The sequence below is a fragment of the Gemmatimonadaceae bacterium genome (assembly GCA_035633115.1).
Classification (GTDB): domain Bacteria; phylum Gemmatimonadota; class Gemmatimonadetes; order Gemmatimonadales; family Gemmatimonadaceae; genus UBA4720.
Window position 1 is genome coordinate 25,688 of sequence record DASQFN010000082.1, and the last position, 16,974, is coordinate 42,661.

The following is a 16,974-nucleotide window of genomic DNA, read 5'->3' on the forward strand; positions in this document are numbered from 1 at the left end:
GAGCTCGTCCCCCATGACATGCTCGAGGATGTGAATCGCGCGAAGATCGTCATCACAAACTACCACTCATTCAAAATGCGAGAGCGTCTCGAGCTTTCGAAGGGTGGCCGGTCGCTGCTGCAGGGTCGAACAGGTCCTGACCTTCAGACGCTGGAAACCGAAGGGCAGATGCTTCAACGTGTCATGCCGGAGCTGATGGCGATGAAACATATCCTGGTGCTCAACGACGAAGCCCACCACTGCTATCGCGAAAAACCCGGCGACGAAGAGGAAGAGGCTCTGAAGGGTGACGAGCGCAAGGAAGCCGAAGAAAACAACGAAGCTGCTCGCCTGTGGATTTCGGGACTTGAGGCGGTCAATCGAAAGATTGGTGTCTCACGCGTGCTCGACCTTTCTGCGACGCCGTTTTTCCTCCGCGGGTCAGGCTACGCCGAGGGAACGCTGTTCCCGTGGACGATGAGCGATTTCTCGCTAATGGATGCGATCGAAAGCGGCATCGTCAAACTGCCTCGCGTTCCTGTTGCGCAAAACATTCCGGGTGATGAGATGCCGATGTTCCGGAATCTCTGGGAGAACATCCGCAAAGACATGCCGAAGAAGGGCCGCGGTAAGGCAGCGATTCTCGATCCGCTGGCGCTTCCCGTCCGTCTCCAGACAGCGCTCGATGCACTGTATGGTCACTATGAAAAAACCTTCGAGCTCTGGGAAACGGCGAAGATCTCGGTTCCACCCTGCTTCATCATCGTCTGCAACAACACGTCGACGTCGAAGCTGGTCTACGATTTCATCTCGGGCTTCAATCGCGAGAACGAAGACGGATCTACCACGTTTAACAACGGCCGGCTCCGCCTCTTCCGCAACTTCGACGAACACGGCAATCCACTTCACCGGCCGAACACGCTTCTGATCGACAGCGAGCAGCTCGAGAGCGGAGAAGGTCTCGACGACAATTTCCGAACGATCGCCGCTGACGAAATCGATCGTTTCCGGCGGGAAATGGTCGAGCGATCGGGCGATCAGCGCGCCGGAGAATCGATATCCGACCAGGAGCTGCTCCGCGAAGTAATGAATACAGTCGGCAAGAAAGGACGACTCGGCGGATCGATCCGCTGTGTAGTATCCGTGTCCATGCTCACCGAAGGTTGGGACGCCAGCACGGTCACCCACGTACTCGGCGTGCGTGCGTTCGGCACTCAACTTCTCTGCGAGCAGGTAATCGGACGCGCGCTGCGCAGACAATCGTATGATCTCAACGATGAAGGACTGTTCGACGTCGAATACGCTGACGTGCTGGGAATTCCATTCGATTTTACCGCAAAGCCTGTGGTAGCACCGCCGCAGCGACCCCGCGAAACCGTTCTCGTCAAGGCGATGAGACCTGAGCGCGACACGCTCGAGATTCGCTTCCCACGCGTCACGGGTTATCGCGTGGAGCTACCTGACGAACGCCTCACTGCGCACTTCACCGACGATTCGACTCTCACGCTGACGCCGGAAATCGTCGGGCCGTCGATCACGAGAAATCAGGGAATCATCGGAGAAGCGGTCGATCTCAATCTCAAGCATCTCGATCAGGTCCGAACATCAGAGCTGCTTTTTCATCTGACGAAACGGCTTCTCTACACGAAATGGAGAGACGCCGGCGAAGCCCCGAAGCTTCACCTCTTCGGGCAGCTCAAGCGGATCACTCGGCAGTGGCTCGACAATCATCTGGTTTGTAAGGGCAGCACATATCCGGCTCTCCTCATGTATCAGGAGCTCGCTGACATGGCGTGCAACCGCATAACTGCCGGCATCACGGCCGCATTTGCAGGCGAGCGACCGATCAAGGCACTTCTCGATTCATATAATCCGGTCGGATCGACATCCCACGTCCGCTTCAATACCTCGCGACCCGATCGATGGGAAACAGATCCTGGAAAGTGTCACATCAACTGGATCGTTCTCGACAGCGGCTGGGAGGAGGAGTTCTGTCGGGTGGCCGAATCTCATCCGAGGGTCATGGCGTATGTGAAGAATCACAACCTCGGCCTCGAGGTGCCGTATCGTTTTGGCTCTGAGGCAAGGACGTACCTGCCGGATTTCATCGTTCTCGTGGATGACGGCCATGGCCCGGATGATATCCTTCACCTCGTCGTCGAGATAAAAGGCTACCGTCGCGAGGATGCGAAAGAAAAGAAGTCGACAATGGACAACTACTGGGTTCCGGCCGTAAACAATCTCGGGACCTTCGGCCGGTGGGGTTTTGCCGAGCTGAGGGAGGTTTATGAGATCGAGTCGGATTTCGAGAAGAAGATCCGGAAGGCCTTCGACGAGGCCATCCGGGCCATCCCAAGCGCGCGGATAGAGGCGGCTTAAGTAGGGTTTCTTTACTTATCGGCCAGGATGTGTATAGTTTTCCTTGTTTTCTATACATATCCATTCCAACCTGTATAAAGAAATGGCCGAACCTGAACTAAATGAATTAGTTCGCCTGTCCAGCGAGCGATTCGAAACCCCCACGATTCTGAAACGACTCGCTGGGGCGACGCGCCAGCTTGCCGAGCTCAAGGGGGTGGCCCAATCCATCCCCAACCAGGCGATACTGATCAATACCCTCGGCCTTCGCGAGGCAAAGGACAGCTCGGCTATCGAAAACATCGTCACGACCCATGACGAGCTCTTTCGGGACGACGCCTTTCCGGCCGAGGCAACCGGGACTGCGGCCAAGGAAGTGCTGCGATACCGGCAAGCTTTGAAGGTAGGCTTCGACGCGGTTCAGGAGAGTGGCCTGCTGACTGTCAGCCACATCTTGAATATTCAAGAGACTCTCGAAGGGAACAGGGCTGGTCTTCGAAAAGTTCCAGGGACTGTTCTTAAGGATCCCGCCGGACGGATCGTCTATACACCGCCCCAGCATGCCGAAACTATCAAGGATCTCATGACTGATCTCGAGCGTTTCATCAACGATGATGGAGCGTTCGATGCCGATCCTCTCATCAAGATGGCAATCCTGCACCACCAGTTCGAGAGCATTCACCCCTTCTACGATGGCAATGGACGCACTGGTCGGATTGTGAACGTTCTTTACCTGGTGCAGAAGAGCCTTCTCGACATTCCGGTGCTTTACCTCAGCCGGTACATCGTCAGGACCAAAGCAGAGTATTATCGGCTGCTACAGAAGGTGCGGGACAAAGATGCGTGGGAGGAATGGGTGCTCTACATGCTGGAGGGCGTCGAGGTCACTGCGCGTGATGCAATATTGACCATACGACGAATTTCCTCAGCGCTTCTGTTGACAAAGCATCAGATACGAGGAAGGTACAAATTCTACAGCCAGGATCTGATCAACAATCTTTTTATGCATCCTTACACAAAGATTCAATTCCTCGAGCGCGATCTCGGCGTCACACGGATCACGGCGACCAGATATCTCGATGAGCTCGCGGCAGGGGGATTTCTCCGAAAGGAGAAGATCGGGCGGACCAACTACTATATGAATGTAGCTCTGCTCGAAATTCTTACTGGAGACTCGATGGTGGCGGGTGGGAATTGAGCGCAAAACGCGGCGGAGCCAGAAAGAAGCCGGGGAAAGTCGTCGAGACTCTCCTCCATGACGACGCGACGCGGAAAAACATCCCGACGGCCGAGTATCAGAGTGTAATCCAGAAAGAGGCGGAGAATCCGGTTCGTGTTGCGTATGAGCGCCGGAACCGTGATCTCGATCCCCAGCTCGTGTGGCGCGGGAAGGATCAGCAGGACTGGAGCGATCTCGTAGTCAACGCGCCTCCGCTCTACATCCAGGAGAAAGTTCATCCGAAGGCGCTGATCGACGATCTGCTTCGTCAGACTCGCGAGGATCGTCACGAGTTGGGGCAGATCGAGGCGGATCTCTTTTCTGATTTCAACGGAATTCCGAAGGGCGTCGACAAGACCGAGTTCTACCAGCACGATCAGAACTGGTCGAACCGCATGATACTCGGCGACTCGTTACAGGTGATGGCAAGTCTTGCTGAGCGTGAAGGACTGCGTGGGAAGGTGCAGTGCATCTACATCGATCCGCCCTACGGGATCAAGTTCAACTCGAACTTTCAGTGGAGCACAGGCTCGACGAAAGTAAAAGATGGAAATCGTGATCACATTACACGCGAACCGGAACAGGTAAAAGCCTTCAGAGACACATGGAAGGACGGGGTTCATTCATATCTAACCTACCTGCGCGATCGTTTGGCCGTTGCACGAGATCTATTGACTGAGTCGGGGTCGATCTTCGTTCAGATCGGCGACGAAAACATTCACCGAATCCGCGCCCTTATGGACGAGGTATTTGGAGATCAGAACTTCGTCAGCCTCATCACCTACAAGACGTCCATAGGTCTCGGTTCAGAGCTAATTGATAACACCGCGAACTATCTCTTGTGGTACTCGCGCGACATCGATGCGCTAAAATTCCGACCGCTGCACAGAGTACTTCAGGCCGGAAAGGAAGGTGCAAGTCGCTTCAAAACGCTCAGATTGCCTGACCTAAGCGAGCGACGAGCAACCGACGCCGAGCTTGAGGAGCCGAGCACACTACCAACGGGAAGCCGGTTGTTTCGCGACCAAGGACTAACTTCTCGATCAGCATCGGCAACGACGTTGTTTCCCGTTGAATCTCGGGCCCGAAAATACGAACCCTCGAGTGGCGGTTGGCGGACATCTCAAGTCGGGATGACACGCGTCCTACGCGCCGACCGGATTCTGAAGACGGGAGCAAACATCTCGTATCGAAAATTCTTCGATGACTTCTCAGCACTATCAGTGGACAATTTCTGGAACGACGTTTCTGGTGGGGTCACTAGTCGAGCCGACCCCAAAGTCTACGTAGTGCAAACAGCAACGACGGTGATCGAACGATGTGTCTTAATGGCCACAGATCCCGGAGATCTCGTTTTGGACCCGACGTGTGGCGCGGGCACCACCGCCTACGTTTCAGAACAATGGGGGCGACGCTGGATCACGATTGACACATCTAGGGTGGCGCTTGCTCTCGCCCGCGCAAGAATCATGGGCGCGCGATACCCATTTTACCTTCTTGTCGACTCTGCGGATGGACAGAGGAAGGAGGCTCAGGTCACGCGTACCGCTCCGTCCTCTCAGGCCACGCGGAGAAACATCCGGCAGGGATTTGTTTACGAACGCGTCCCGCACATCACGCTTAAGTCGATCGCGAATGACTCTGAGATCGACGTGATCTGGGAAAAGTGGCAGCAGACGCTCGAGCCGCTTCGCGACAAACTGAATTCCTATCTGCACAAGAATTGGCAGGACTGGGAAATTCCCCGCGATGCCGACAGCCACTGGATCAAGACCGCGAAGGATATCCACACCAAATGGTGGGAGGCGCGAATCGCTCGGCAAAAAGAGATCGACGCTTCGATCGCAGCTAAAGCCGAATTCGAATTCCTCTACGATAAACCGTACCAGGACAACAAAAAGGTCAGAGTTGCCGGCCCGTTCACCGTAGAGAGCCTTTCACCACACCGTATGCTTGCCGTTGATGAAAACGACGAGCTCATCGATCGCATCTCCGAATCCGAGGCGGAGTACCAGGCAAGGCAAACATTCCCCCAAATGATCCTGGAGAATCTCCGCACCGCCGGAGTTCAACAGGTGCATAAGGAAGACCGCATTAGCTTCACGGCCCTCGCTCCCTGGCCAGGTGAGTTCGTTGCCGCTGAAGGTAGATACATCGAAGGATCCAATGGATCAGCCGCCGAGAAACGCGCAGCAATCTTCATCGGCCCGGAATTCGGTACCGTCACTCGCCCCGATCTCGTCGCAGCAGCACGCGAAGCCGGCGACGCGAACTTCGATGTTCTGATTGCATGCGCCTTCAACTACGAAGCGCACGCAACGGAATTCAGCAAGCTCGGCCGCATTCCCGTTCTCAAAGCGCGGATGAACGCCGACCTCCACATGTCGGATGACCTCAAGAACACAGGGAAGGGAAATCTCTTCGTCATCTTCGGCGAGCCGGACATCGATCTGCTTCCACAGAAAGACGGAAGAGTAAAAGTGAAAGTGAACGGCGTGGATGTATTCCATCCGAGCACTGGAGAGGTTCGCAGCGACGGCCCCGACGGAATCGCATGCTGGTTCATCGACACTGACTACAACGAAGAAAGCTTTTTCGTCCGACACGCCTACTTCCTCGGCGCGAACGATCCTTACGGCGCACTCAAGACGACACTTAAGGCCGAGATTGACCAGGATGCGTGGGAATCACTCCACAGCGACACGTCTCGTGCGTTCGACAAGCCAAAATCAGGACGAATTGCCGTCAAAGTCATCAACCACCTCGGCGACGAAGTGATGAAGGTGTTCAGAGTCGAGTAGTGGACTTCAGAATCGCGGAGGTCCTTACCGGCGGTCTCTCGCGACTCGCTCTCCTCCGCGGCTCTCCGTGACTACACAGGGACGGCCGGGGAATAACGACGCGGCTGCCATCGTCGGCCATGCCAGCGATATCTGGATCCGCCGGCTCATCGACGATACGCGAGCAAACTCTCTTCTGTTCTATCGCGATCTGCAGGTAGGAACTCTCGATCTTACAGCTGACCCGCTAGTGCTCGCCAACCTGCTCCGCGGCGACAAGCTCTCAGTTGAGCAGATCGTCAATCCCCTCATAGTCCGCGATCCCGCCGATCCTCCTGACACAATCGCCCAACAGCGAAAAGTCATTCTCGAGAAGCGAGCTTCGGCCACGAAAGCCCTGACGGCGATTCGGCGTAAAGCAAAAGCGAACATGGAGGAGAAAGGAATTGACACCCTTTTCCTCGCCGTAGGGATGGCTACATGGCCGGCTGCCGACGGGGGCCGACCCTACGCTGCGCCCGTCGTCCTCGTGCCGGCAACGATAGAAGTCATGGGCAAAGATGAAAGCAACCTCCGCGTTCGCGTCAACGGAGAGCCAAAGCTCAACCCGGTACTCGTCTACATCCTCGAGAAGAATTTCCGGGTGGTTATCGATGCGGATTCGGTAATCAAGGAATCTGCGCAGGAAGACGACTATGGGGTTTGGCGCGTTGATACAAACCGAGTTATCGGTAACATCCTTCGGAGCATGGGCGGAGAGAGTGACTTCACCGTCAACGAAAAGGTAGTCCTCGGGAATTTTTCCTTTGCGAAGATGGCGATTGTCGAAGACATTCGCCGGAACAAGGTTGCCCTTGCTGCAAGCGAGCTGGTTCGCGGCATCGCGGGCGAAACGCAGTCGCGCCAGAACCTGGGCAAGTCTGTCTTCGACGTCTCACCGTCTGAGCTCGACGAACGCCCCGCATCGAACGAATTCCTTGTGCTCGATGCCGATTCGTCGCAGCAGCGCGCGATCATCCGTGCTGCTGCGGGGCAGAACGCCGTAATCCAGGGCCCTCCCGGCACCGGGAAAAGTCAAACGATCGCGAATCTAATTGCCCAAACGGTCGCTGAAGGGAAGCGTGTTCTTTTCGTTGCCGAAAAACGTGCCGCGTTGGAAGCCGTGATGAAGCGACTGAGCACGAGCGACGTCGGGCTGGGACACATTACTCTCGACCTGCACGGTGCATCGGTGTCGCGAAAGGAAGTAATGGCGCGAATCGCTGAGACTCTGCAGCAGATCAGAACCACTCCCCCAGTGCAGGGGAACGAACAGATACAGCAGGAGTTCGAGGCGAAGCGGAGCGCGCTTAACGCGCATGCAAAGAGCATCAACGAGCCGCGACTCCCAACCCATATGTCGCTCATTGGAATGCTGGGAGCGCTCCTTCGACTGCCAAAAGAAGCGGTAACGAAGGTAAGGCTCCGCGGGCCGATCCTCGAAAGGCTCGATCTTGAACATGCGGCCCTCGCCCGCCGATGGCTCCGCGAAGGCGCCGCTCATGCGTCGCTCATGCTTGGCATTGACCCTTCGCCCTGGACAGACGCTGAGATCCGCGACGGGACAACGGCCCAGCGGGCACTCGACGAAGCGAATCACATCGCCGACGACCTATGGCCGAAGTTCGAATCAAGTCTCAACAAGCTCACGGGTGATCTGGATGTCGCGCTGCCGGGAAGTGTGGACGATGCAAAAGAACTTCTGACGTTACTCGACGATGTGCGCTCGATTCTTTTGAGCTACGAATCCAAAGTGTTCGACGTGGCAAGGAATGCTGCGGCGGCATTAGAGCCTGCCCGGAAAGGGAGGTTGCACGCGTTCTGGGCGTTTCTCACTCGCGCGGATTACCGCGACGCTCGAAAGCTGATGCGCGGATTGCGAAAGACGCCTGCATCCTCTGTCGTTCTTCTCCAGGACGCAGACAAGGCTGTGGAAGCGTCCCGTCGATGGTCAGGGCGAACACTGAGTGGGAATCCACCTCGCGATTCCATATTCGCCGCCGAGCTGCAAGCATCGTTTGCAACTCTCTCAAAGAGCCTCGACCCGCTGGATGCGTTGCTCGTAATGCCAGCAACCACGGCACGCCCCATTGCACTTGCGCGTGAACGGCTGCGACGCCTGGCGGACGATCGCCGAACTCCGCTGCTCATGCCGACGATTCACCGGCTGCGTGATAGTATCAGCGAGGCCGGGCTCTCGGTGCTGCTCAATGATTTTCGCGCCTCCAGTCTTCCGGGTAGTGTCTGGGTAGAGCGCTTCGAATACATCTGGCTCTATTCAACGGTAGAGTCAGTCGAGGCATTGGATCCCGACCTTGCTGCGTTCAAAGGGAAAACTCATCAACAACTCGTTGATGAGTTCGTCGACATAGATCAAAAGCGGCTTCGGCTCTCGGCTGATCGTGTCAGAAGGCTCCACGCGCAGTCGGCGACTCTGGCGATGAATGAGCATTTCGACCAGGCGAACCTTATCCGGGCGGAGGCGGCCAAGAAGTCTCGACATATCGCCCTCCGCGACCTGCTGCGGCGGGCGCCCGATGTTCTCACCCGAGTGGCTCCTTGCTGGATCGCGAGCCCGTTGTCGGTCAGTCAGCTGCTGGAAGGTGGAAAAAAGCATTTCGACCTCGTGATCTTCGATGAAGCCAGTCAAATCCTGCCAGAAGAAGCGATCCCTTCGCTGTATCGCTCTGAACAGGTTGTTGCCGCTGGGGACAAGCACCAACTGCCGCCTACGACGTTCTTTTCTACCAGTGATGACGACGAGGAGCCGGACATTGATGACGAAGAGCGGGATGCGAAAGCTTTAGCTGGCGAAGCGGTTGGTGGATACGAAAGCCTTCTCTCAACCCTTGAACCTTTTCTCCCACCGATGCCGCTCGATTGGCATTACAGAAGCGCCGACGAGCGGCTGATCGCATTTTCCAATCAATACATCTACAACGGACACTTGATCACTTTTCCGGCTGCAACTGACCGGGAAGTCCTACGCCTGATTCATGTGCCTCACGACCCAGGACTGGGAAGCCAGGAGGAAAGCTCCTCTCGTGAGGTTCAGCGCGTCATCCAGGAAATTCTCAAGCACGCCGAAACGCGCCCCAATGAGTCACTTGGTGTGATCGCGATGGGCATCAAGCACGCGAACAGAGTTCAGGCGGCGCTCGATAGAGAGTTGGAGATCAGGCCGCAACTCGCCGAGTTCTTCGCTCTCGAGCGGGAAGACCGCTTTTTCGTCAAGAATCTCGAAACCGTCCAGGGCGATGAGCGGGATGCGATCATTCTTACGATCGGGTATGGAAAGTCGCCAGACGGCACGTTGCCGCACCGGTTTGGCCCGCTGACGCAGGACGTCGGTTATCGCCGCCTCAATGTCGCAGTGACACGTGCTCGCAGGCGCATGACCGTCGTGAGCTCGTTCCTCGCGCATGACATCGATCTCAACAGATCAGGCAAGAGAGGAGTCCAGCTGCTCAAGGCATACCTCGAGTATGCCGCAAGCGGAGGGCATCGCCTGACGAATCCTGAGATCGCAGGCGAAGTAGAATTAAACTCATTTGAAGCGGATATCCGGGACGCATTGACAGCGAGTGGAATCGAGACGCGGCCACAGTTTGGAGCATCGAGCTACAGGATTGATCTGGTTGCAATGCATCCGACGAAACCCGGGCGTCCTGTTCTCGCCATAGAGTGCGATGGGGCTTCCTACCACTCAAGCGCGACCGCGCGGGATCGAGATCGACTTCGACAGGCGCATCTACAGCGGCTCGGCTGGCGATTTCACAGGATATGGTCAACCGATTGGTTCTTCTGCCGGGAGGAAGAGATCGCCCGCCTCGTGGAGGCATACCGCGAAGCGGTTGAAAAGGCTGACCGAGACGATGCTGAGGATAGCCGACGCTGGCAAGCCGAACCCGCGTCGGAACCCCCAGTTGCCTCGAAACCGAAGGTGGAGCAGCCGACCCGCTCGGAGCCTGAGCCGGCGCTGCCAGAGCGCGAATCTATCGAGCATTACTACGATTCGGAGCTAAGGCGATACGCCGAATGGATCGAGTCGGACGGGTTGCTTCGCACCGACGACGAGCTGTTGCGCGAAGTGTTTGAGGCGTTGCCGTTCAAACGCATGGGGCCAAGAATTCGGGAGCGGCTGACCCGAATCATTTCCGCGCGCCGCAGACAGAACGCACCAGGATGATGAAACGATGAAGGTCTTCAGGCCGACCAGTGGATTTTAGAATCGCTGACAGTTTCACCAGCAGCCTTTCGCGACTCACTGCTGACGAACAGAAAGCAGCGAAGACTACCGCATTCGACCTTCAGATAAACCCGGCGCATCCCGGCCTCAAGTTCCACAAGCTCGATAAAGCGAAGGATCCAAACTTCTGGTCGGTGCGCGTGAGCGGCGACATTCGGCTGATCGTTCACAAGACGGCGAAGGACATTCTCCTCTGCTATGTGGACCACCACGACAAGGCGTATTCGTGGGCAGAGCGGAGGAAACTCGAGGCGCACCCGAAGACCGGTGCCGCACAGATGGTGGTCATCCATGAGCGCCATCAGGAAGTGGTCAGGCAGATTTTCAAGGAGCCGACGCAGCCTGAGCTCAAGAAGCCAACGCCCTTTGCTCGCCTGTCCGACGACGAGCTACTCGGCTATGGTGTGCCGAAGGAATCACTGGCCGAAGTCCGCGCTGCAGACGAAGACAGCATTCTCGACATCGCGACTCAGCTACCGGCTGAGGCGGCGGAAGCCCTGTTAACTATCGCCACAGGTGGAACTCCTCAGCCGCGCGAGGTCACGGTTGGCGCGGATCCATTCGAGCATCCCGATGCGCAACGGCGCTTCCGCGTCATTACAGATATCGACGAGCTGGAGCGCGCGCTCGAGTACCCATGGGAGCAGTGGACGACATTCCTGCATCCGGTTCAGCGAAGTCTCGTTCAGAAAGAGTTCGGCGGTCCAGCGCGCGTGGCGGGATCGGCGGGAACAGGCAAGACAATCGTGGCTATTCACCGCGCCGCTGTTCTCGCGCGAAGGAACCCTGATGCGCGCATTCTCCTCACGACTTTTTCATCTACGCTTGCGAGCTCACTCGCGATCAAGCTCGGCCGTCTTGTAGGAAGCGAACCCAGAGTGCGGGAGCGGATCGATGTGGAGTCGCTCGATGCTGTAGCATCGCGATTGTATCAGCGAACGATCGGTCCGGTCCGCAACGTTTCCCATGATCAATTGGGCCGCGCGATCGACGAGGCCATTAGCCGTCATCCAGACAATTCCTTCAGCGCGGCTTTCGTGCGTTCTGAATGGAACGACGTCGTTGACGCGTGGCAGCTGCGAACGTGGGACGAGTATCGCGACGTAGAACGGCTTGGACGAAAGACGCGCTTGCCTGAAAAACAGAGAAGGATGTTGTGGTCGATCTTTGTGGGCGTGAGAAGTCAACTGGCCGACAGTGAATCGCTCACAAGAGCCGAGGTGTATGCTCGCCTGACTGCTCACTACACTGAGGGTGGCAAGCCGCCGTATGATTTCATCGTAGTCGATGAGGCGCAGGACGTAAGCGTGCCTCAACTCCGACTGCTTGCGGCGATGGGCCGAGGAAGATCCAACGCGCTCTTCTTCGCCGGCGATCTTGGCCAACGGATTTTCCAACTACCGTTCTCGTGGAAGTCGCTCGGCGTTGACATTCGCGGGCGGTCGGCGACGCTACGAGTGAATTACAGAACGTCGCATCAGATTCGAATGAAGGCCGATCGGCTTCTCGACTCGGAGACATCGGATGTCGATGGTAATGTGGACACTCGAACCGGCACGGTTTCAGTGTTCAACGGACCTCAACCTGTCGTCAATGAGTTCAATGACGAGCAACAGGAGATCCAGGCTGTAGGGGAGTGGTTGTCACAGGTTGTGCGCGACGGAGTCAAGCCTGACGAGATTGGCGTCTTCATTCGCTCGGAAGCGCAGATTCCGCGGGCAGAGGCTGCTGTGAGAGCAGGTGGATTGAGCGCGATTGTGTTGCGCGAGGATGTGAAGTCGAGTCGCAATCATGTTTCGATTGCCACTATGCACCTGAGCAAAGGGCTGGAGTTTCGCACAGCGGTCGTGATGGCATGCGATGACGAGGTCCTTCCATTGCAGGAGAGAATTGAGTCGATAGCTGATGATGCCGATTTGGAGGAGGTCTATGAGACAGAGCGGCATTTGCTCTACGTAGCTTGTACTAGAGCGCGGGACTGGCTTTTCGTGTCGGGGGTGAAGCCAGTTTCCGAATTTCTTGATGATTTTAGAAGCGAGGTTGGCTTGCTTCGTGACGCTTCTTAGGATGCCGGAAATGCCTCCACTGGATAGCGTCGACTTAACCTCTGATTGCTTCCGGCATTTCGGCCACAGCAATTTCGATCCGAGCTGCGTTCCTTCCAGCAAGTGGGAACAGTGCCCCATAGAGAAATGCTCAGCCCATCTCGTTGATGTTGCATTCGGCAAGAGCAGCAAACCGTATTGTTCCGCTCATGGGCTGCGTCTCCATTCGAAGACGTTCGTGTATTGGAACGGCGAGAGCAGAGTCAACGAAGCACGTTTGCGCAATTTCCGAATTCGCCCTGAGCTCGCCGCGAAACTTGCCCTAGGAAGTAGCGGAAAAGTCGAGAGCCATCGCTTAGGCTATGAAATGTCCGAAGACGCTCTCAGCTGGAACGTCTTTGTTGGTTTGGCCGAAGCTGGGAAACTTCGTGAGACCACGCATTTCCTGACTGGCCGCGTGCTTCAATCCGAGCCCGTGCTATACCTCTGGGGCAAGCGGATCGACCTGACCGGGAAAGAAACTGGTCGTTTCACGCCGCTGAATGCTGCTAGAGTAATCCTCGAGCGCGGAATCGGCACTTACAAGACTGAGCCGGATATCATGCTGGTTGCGGATGGAGAACTGATCGTTTGCGTAGAGGCAAAATTCGGATCCGGCAATCCGGTCGCTCACGAGGGTAGCATCAAGCCTGATGAAAAACCGACATCTCGCGAAGGCCTGCTAGAGCGTTACCTAAACCAGTCTTCGGCAAGGACCAAGGCGGCCATCGTAAGTGAGCAAATCGGCAACGAGTTCCACAGCCAACTCTTTCGAAACGTCGTCTTTGCGTCCGAGATGGCGGATGAATCCGATTGGCATGTGGTCAATCTGGCGAGCAGCACTCAATGGAAACAGGCCCGCGTGGCCAAGGGATACTCTTATTCGAATCCAGAAGACAGTGTCCGGTGCTATCTGTCAAAGAATCACAAGGACTGCTTCAGCTACCGGACCTGGGAAAACCTTCACCGCGCCCTGATCCGTAACGATCCGGCTCTTCGCGAACTGGACGCATACCTTCGCTCCAAGAGCGCTCACTTTCGGCCCGCCTTCGAACTCGGATGAGTCAGAGGCGCGGGCACATGATTTTCGCGGAGTAAACCATCCCGGATCTTCCTGACCCGTCGCAGGCTTCGCTCGTTTCTCGAACGGAATACGCACCCGACGCTCACCCTTGGACCGGAAACGCCGATGAAGCTGACGAGCACCATGGCGCGCTAAACGCCAATGAGGTCCCGTGTTACATCAATCTGAACTGGCAATCGAAGCGCGCGGGGAAAACCCTGCACGTTGGAACTTTTAAGCTGAATCTTCGGGCTTTGGCGAGGGCTGGGTTCGCACGCATGGAAAACTCTCATAAGGTGCGCCTGCGCTTTGTCCGTGAGGACGACGGAACTGTGGTGATTCAGATCAACGATGCGGGCGAGGCGCTGCCAGTGGGCTTTTGCCATTTTCAGTTAGGTCAGCAGGTCCCCCTTGGGACGATCCCAGACCCGGCCCAGTAGGAGAAACGTTCGGCCGCAGGTACAATCGAAGTCGTCCATTGCAGGGCCACAGGCGGCGGTAACGCTCTCCGCGCGCACTAGCTTTTCTTATATGGCAGGAAACGATGTAGAGCTGTTACACCGCCCGACGCAAAAAAGGCCCCCCAAGTCCACCTGACAACTTCCATCTCAACTGGCATCAACTTTAGTCCTGCGACAATCGACAAGCCAATCCCAACGAGCATCGCTAGACTCGTTAAGGTTAGCATCGTGTAGTAGCCATACTGCCATGCCTTATGCTTGTCAGTGTCCCGCCCCAGCGTGTCTGATAGCGCCCGTTTCGCAAAGTCCTCAAGCGCATCCTTCTGAATAACGTTAGCGAAATCCCTGAAAAGCTGCGGGTCAACGTCACCCATTACTAGCACTATTTTCGGAGACGTTGCGAAGCCCTTGAGCAGGCACGAAGACCAGTTGGACGTCTTCGGGTTGAACCTGAAACATTTCGCCTAGTGCGTCTGGATGGAGCCATGGGATGTCTTCCGCCGACCTGTATGTGCCGAGCTCAACGCCGCCCCGACTTGAGTCACGGACCTGTAGCCGCACCTCACCAAGCCCCGCCTCCTGCAAGATTTTGAGTATGCCGAGTGCCTGCCATGCAGGAATGCCCGCTTCCCTGGCGATTTCCCTAGGCTTGAGTCGCCGGTCTGGACTCATTCGCTCTACCTGCGCAGCGAGAGCCTCCAACGGGCCGGACCATTCGGGATGGCTGCTAAGCAACTGCACGGATTTGGGAGAGGACATACCCGACTTCATTCGAAAGACAATCGCGCGAGAACCGGACCATGCCTGGGTCACATTGGAGGTCCGTCGGGACCGAGCGAAGGAGTGGAATCTCACCCGAATATACACCGAATCGCCCAAACTGTACCCGCGCCTTATCCGCGGGTAACCAATCATAAAGCCCGCGCTCACGACCTGTGACGAATCTCTCAACTCCAGGAGCTACGCCCATTTCCCGGCAGTCAACTCCGTCTCCAGTTATCTGGACGGAACCGTCGTTGGTATCTACAACCAAATGTCGCGGCTTAACGAGAGGACTCGATTGAAGAGATTCCATTGCACGAGCCAATCCCAAGGCGCGAAACGTCACGCCGAGTAAATGTTCAGACCGTTGCAGATACGATCGGTAATAAGCTTCCTGTGACCCGTGTCTCATGATTCGCGATGGCGGGTCATAGCTGAGCGTCACCCACCCATTGGATCTGTCCACTTGCAGCAAGATGACATTGGTGACTGGAATCGTGGTAACGTGTCTGGCGGGAACGTCTACGACGACATCCTGCTGTTGCTCCACGAAGCAAATCCGCACAGTCGACGCATCTACATAGGAGTAGGCGATTTCTCCCGCCTCCGTACCGCGGCGGATACGAGCTGAGGCCAGATTAGACACGGCACGCTCAAATTCTGTCGCTAGTCCCGGTAGTTCTCTTCGGCTGATCGAGTACAGGTATACTCTCTTATTTCGATTCTCTTGAAGTTCGCGAAGCATTATCAAAACGTCTGAGCCTTCGAGCGCTCTATCGTGGATGTAGCCTCTGATGCGTTCGACCAGCTTCTCTTTCACAACTGCGCCGACTGAGAGCCCTTGGTACTTCAGGTAGTATTGAAGGACAACGGCAGAGGCACGCTCAAAGCCGAGATCCAAATCATGAAGTTGCGTGGCGTTTAGTGTCGACACCGGTAATCCGGAAGCTGAGAACCCTGGCCAGCCGTGCGGGGGCTGTAAACATAGAACCACTCAGTTAGCACAATAGGCTGGTTTTCAAGCAAACGAAGTGCTGGATTGCCACGCGACAATGCCGCGTTGCGCAGCGGAGAAGTCCGCGTGATGAAAACCCCGTCCGTCCCGGACCACGTCGCTCCGATGTTAAGTCGCGACTCTGGTGCTGCGCTCAACATTCCGTTCGACTGCTCGCAACCGAGCCCTGCCGCAGCGTCACGCGGGCGTAGGTCGACCGCGTTCGCTCGTAGTGCCCGCGCCAAGTGCGGCGAGAACGCCGGCGACGGGCGCCACAACTCGAAGGTCCAGCCCCAACGCGGAAGCGGCGAAGGCTGCCAATGCTCCGGCAACGGCACCGAAGACGACGTACCGTCTGATCGAATGAGCCTCGCCAGTCAAACGTTCGCTCATGGATAGGCTCCTGTGCCTGACGTTGTGAGAAGGGTCGTGACGCACGCAATTGCGCCAGCAGCAATTCCTCCCGCGAGACCACCGCGCGTGGATTTTCCGACGTCGTCATCCTGGTACTTGTTCTGCAATGCAGCCGCCACAGCCGAGGCTACCACGGTGCCTATAAAGATTATTGACAGCTCTAGCCAACGAGAGAAGAACAGTTCCATGCGCCCCTCGTGAAAATTGTGATCGCTTCACAGTTTCTGTCCTCGAGCGGATACGTCACGGCAACACATTCGATTGAACACGTTTGTGGTTTCAGTAGGAACCCCGTCTTTGATATCGATCGGTTGCGGATTGCGACGGGCGGTGACAAACGGGACGATGATCCCGATGAATTGCGCAATCCGTTAGCGAGTGTGCTTTGTTGCGGACATAGACACCCTCCTCTAATTGCGATTGTCTTCACGAAGAAACTATGTAGGCCTGGTGGCGAACGAGTGCACGAGCCGCCACCGTAGACACTTCACCTTCCTCACGAGAAGAGTCTATGCCTACGATGACGACCCGCACATCTGCCCCGACGTTACTCCTCGCCCTCGATCTCGGCA

At 56.4% G+C, this 16,974-nt stretch carries 10 protein-coding genes; 6 read left to right on the forward strand and 4 right to left on the reverse strand.

Annotation, left to right across the window (positions count from 1 at the left end; translation table 11 throughout):
• Positions 1-18: 18 nt before the first annotated feature.
• The 6 genes from VES88_11415 (at position 19) to VES88_11440 (ending at position 13,771) form a co-directional block, all read left to right on the forward strand.
• Entirely contained in the window at positions 19-2,358 is a 2,340-nt protein-coding gene (locus VES88_11415; GenBank protein ID HYN82103.1) for a hypothetical protein, read from the forward strand.
• An 82-nt stretch (positions 2,359-2,440) separates the two neighbouring features.
• On the forward strand, positions 2,441-3,535 hold the full coding sequence (locus VES88_11420) for a Fic family protein (protein ID HYN82104.1): 1,095 nt from the start codon (positions 2,441-2,443) through the stop codon (positions 3,533-3,535).
• Positions 3,532-6,357, forward strand: a complete 2,826-nt coding sequence (locus VES88_11425) for a site-specific DNA-methyltransferase (GenBank protein ID HYN82105.1) — start codon at positions 3,532-3,534, stop codon at positions 6,355-6,357. The genes VES88_11420 and VES88_11425 overlap by 4 nt, the downstream gene beginning before the upstream one ends.
• Positions 6,358-6,424: 67 nt before the next feature.
• Complete coding sequence (locus VES88_11430) at positions 6,425-10,564, forward strand: AAA domain-containing protein (GenBank protein HYN82106.1); 4,140 nt, start codon at positions 6,425-6,427, stop codon at positions 10,562-10,564.
• 29 nt (positions 10,565-10,593) lie between these two features.
• The gene (locus tag VES88_11435; GenBank protein ID HYN82107.1) at positions 10,594-12,690 is read left to right on the forward strand and encodes a 3'-5' exonuclease; all 2,097 of its coding nucleotides are present in this window, start codon (positions 10,594-10,596) and stop codon (positions 12,688-12,690) included.
• On the forward strand, positions 12,647-13,771 hold the full coding sequence (locus VES88_11440) for a hypothetical protein (protein HYN82108.1): 1,125 nt from the start codon (positions 12,647-12,649) through the stop codon (positions 13,769-13,771). Before VES88_11435 ends, VES88_11440 begins: the two co-directional genes overlap by 44 nt.
• Before the next feature lie 517 nt (positions 13,772-14,288).
• On the opposite strand, the gene VES88_11445 is transcribed toward VES88_11440, so the two are convergent.
• From VES88_11445 to VES88_11460, 4 genes are all read right to left on the reverse strand, one after another.
• Positions 14,289-14,606: a hypothetical protein gene (locus tag VES88_11445; GenBank protein ID HYN82109.1), complete on the reverse strand. Its 318-nt coding sequence runs from the start codon at positions 14,604-14,606 to the stop codon at positions 14,289-14,291.
• Positions 14,607-14,959: 353 nt separating this feature from the next.
• The gene (locus tag VES88_11450) at positions 14,960-15,928 is read right to left on the reverse strand and encodes a hypothetical protein (protein HYN82110.1); all 969 of its coding nucleotides are present in this window, start codon (positions 15,926-15,928) and stop codon (positions 14,960-14,962) included.
• 258 nt (positions 15,929-16,186) lie between these two features.
• Positions 16,187-16,381, reverse strand: a complete 195-nt coding sequence (locus tag VES88_11455) for a hypothetical protein (GenBank protein HYN82111.1) — start codon at positions 16,379-16,381, stop codon at positions 16,187-16,189.
• On the reverse strand, positions 16,378-16,590 hold the full coding sequence (locus tag VES88_11460) for a hypothetical protein (protein ID HYN82112.1): 213 nt from the start codon (positions 16,588-16,590) through the stop codon (positions 16,378-16,380). The genes VES88_11455 and VES88_11460 overlap by 4 nt, the downstream gene beginning before the upstream one ends.
• Between the last annotated feature and the right edge of the window lie 384 nt (positions 16,591-16,974).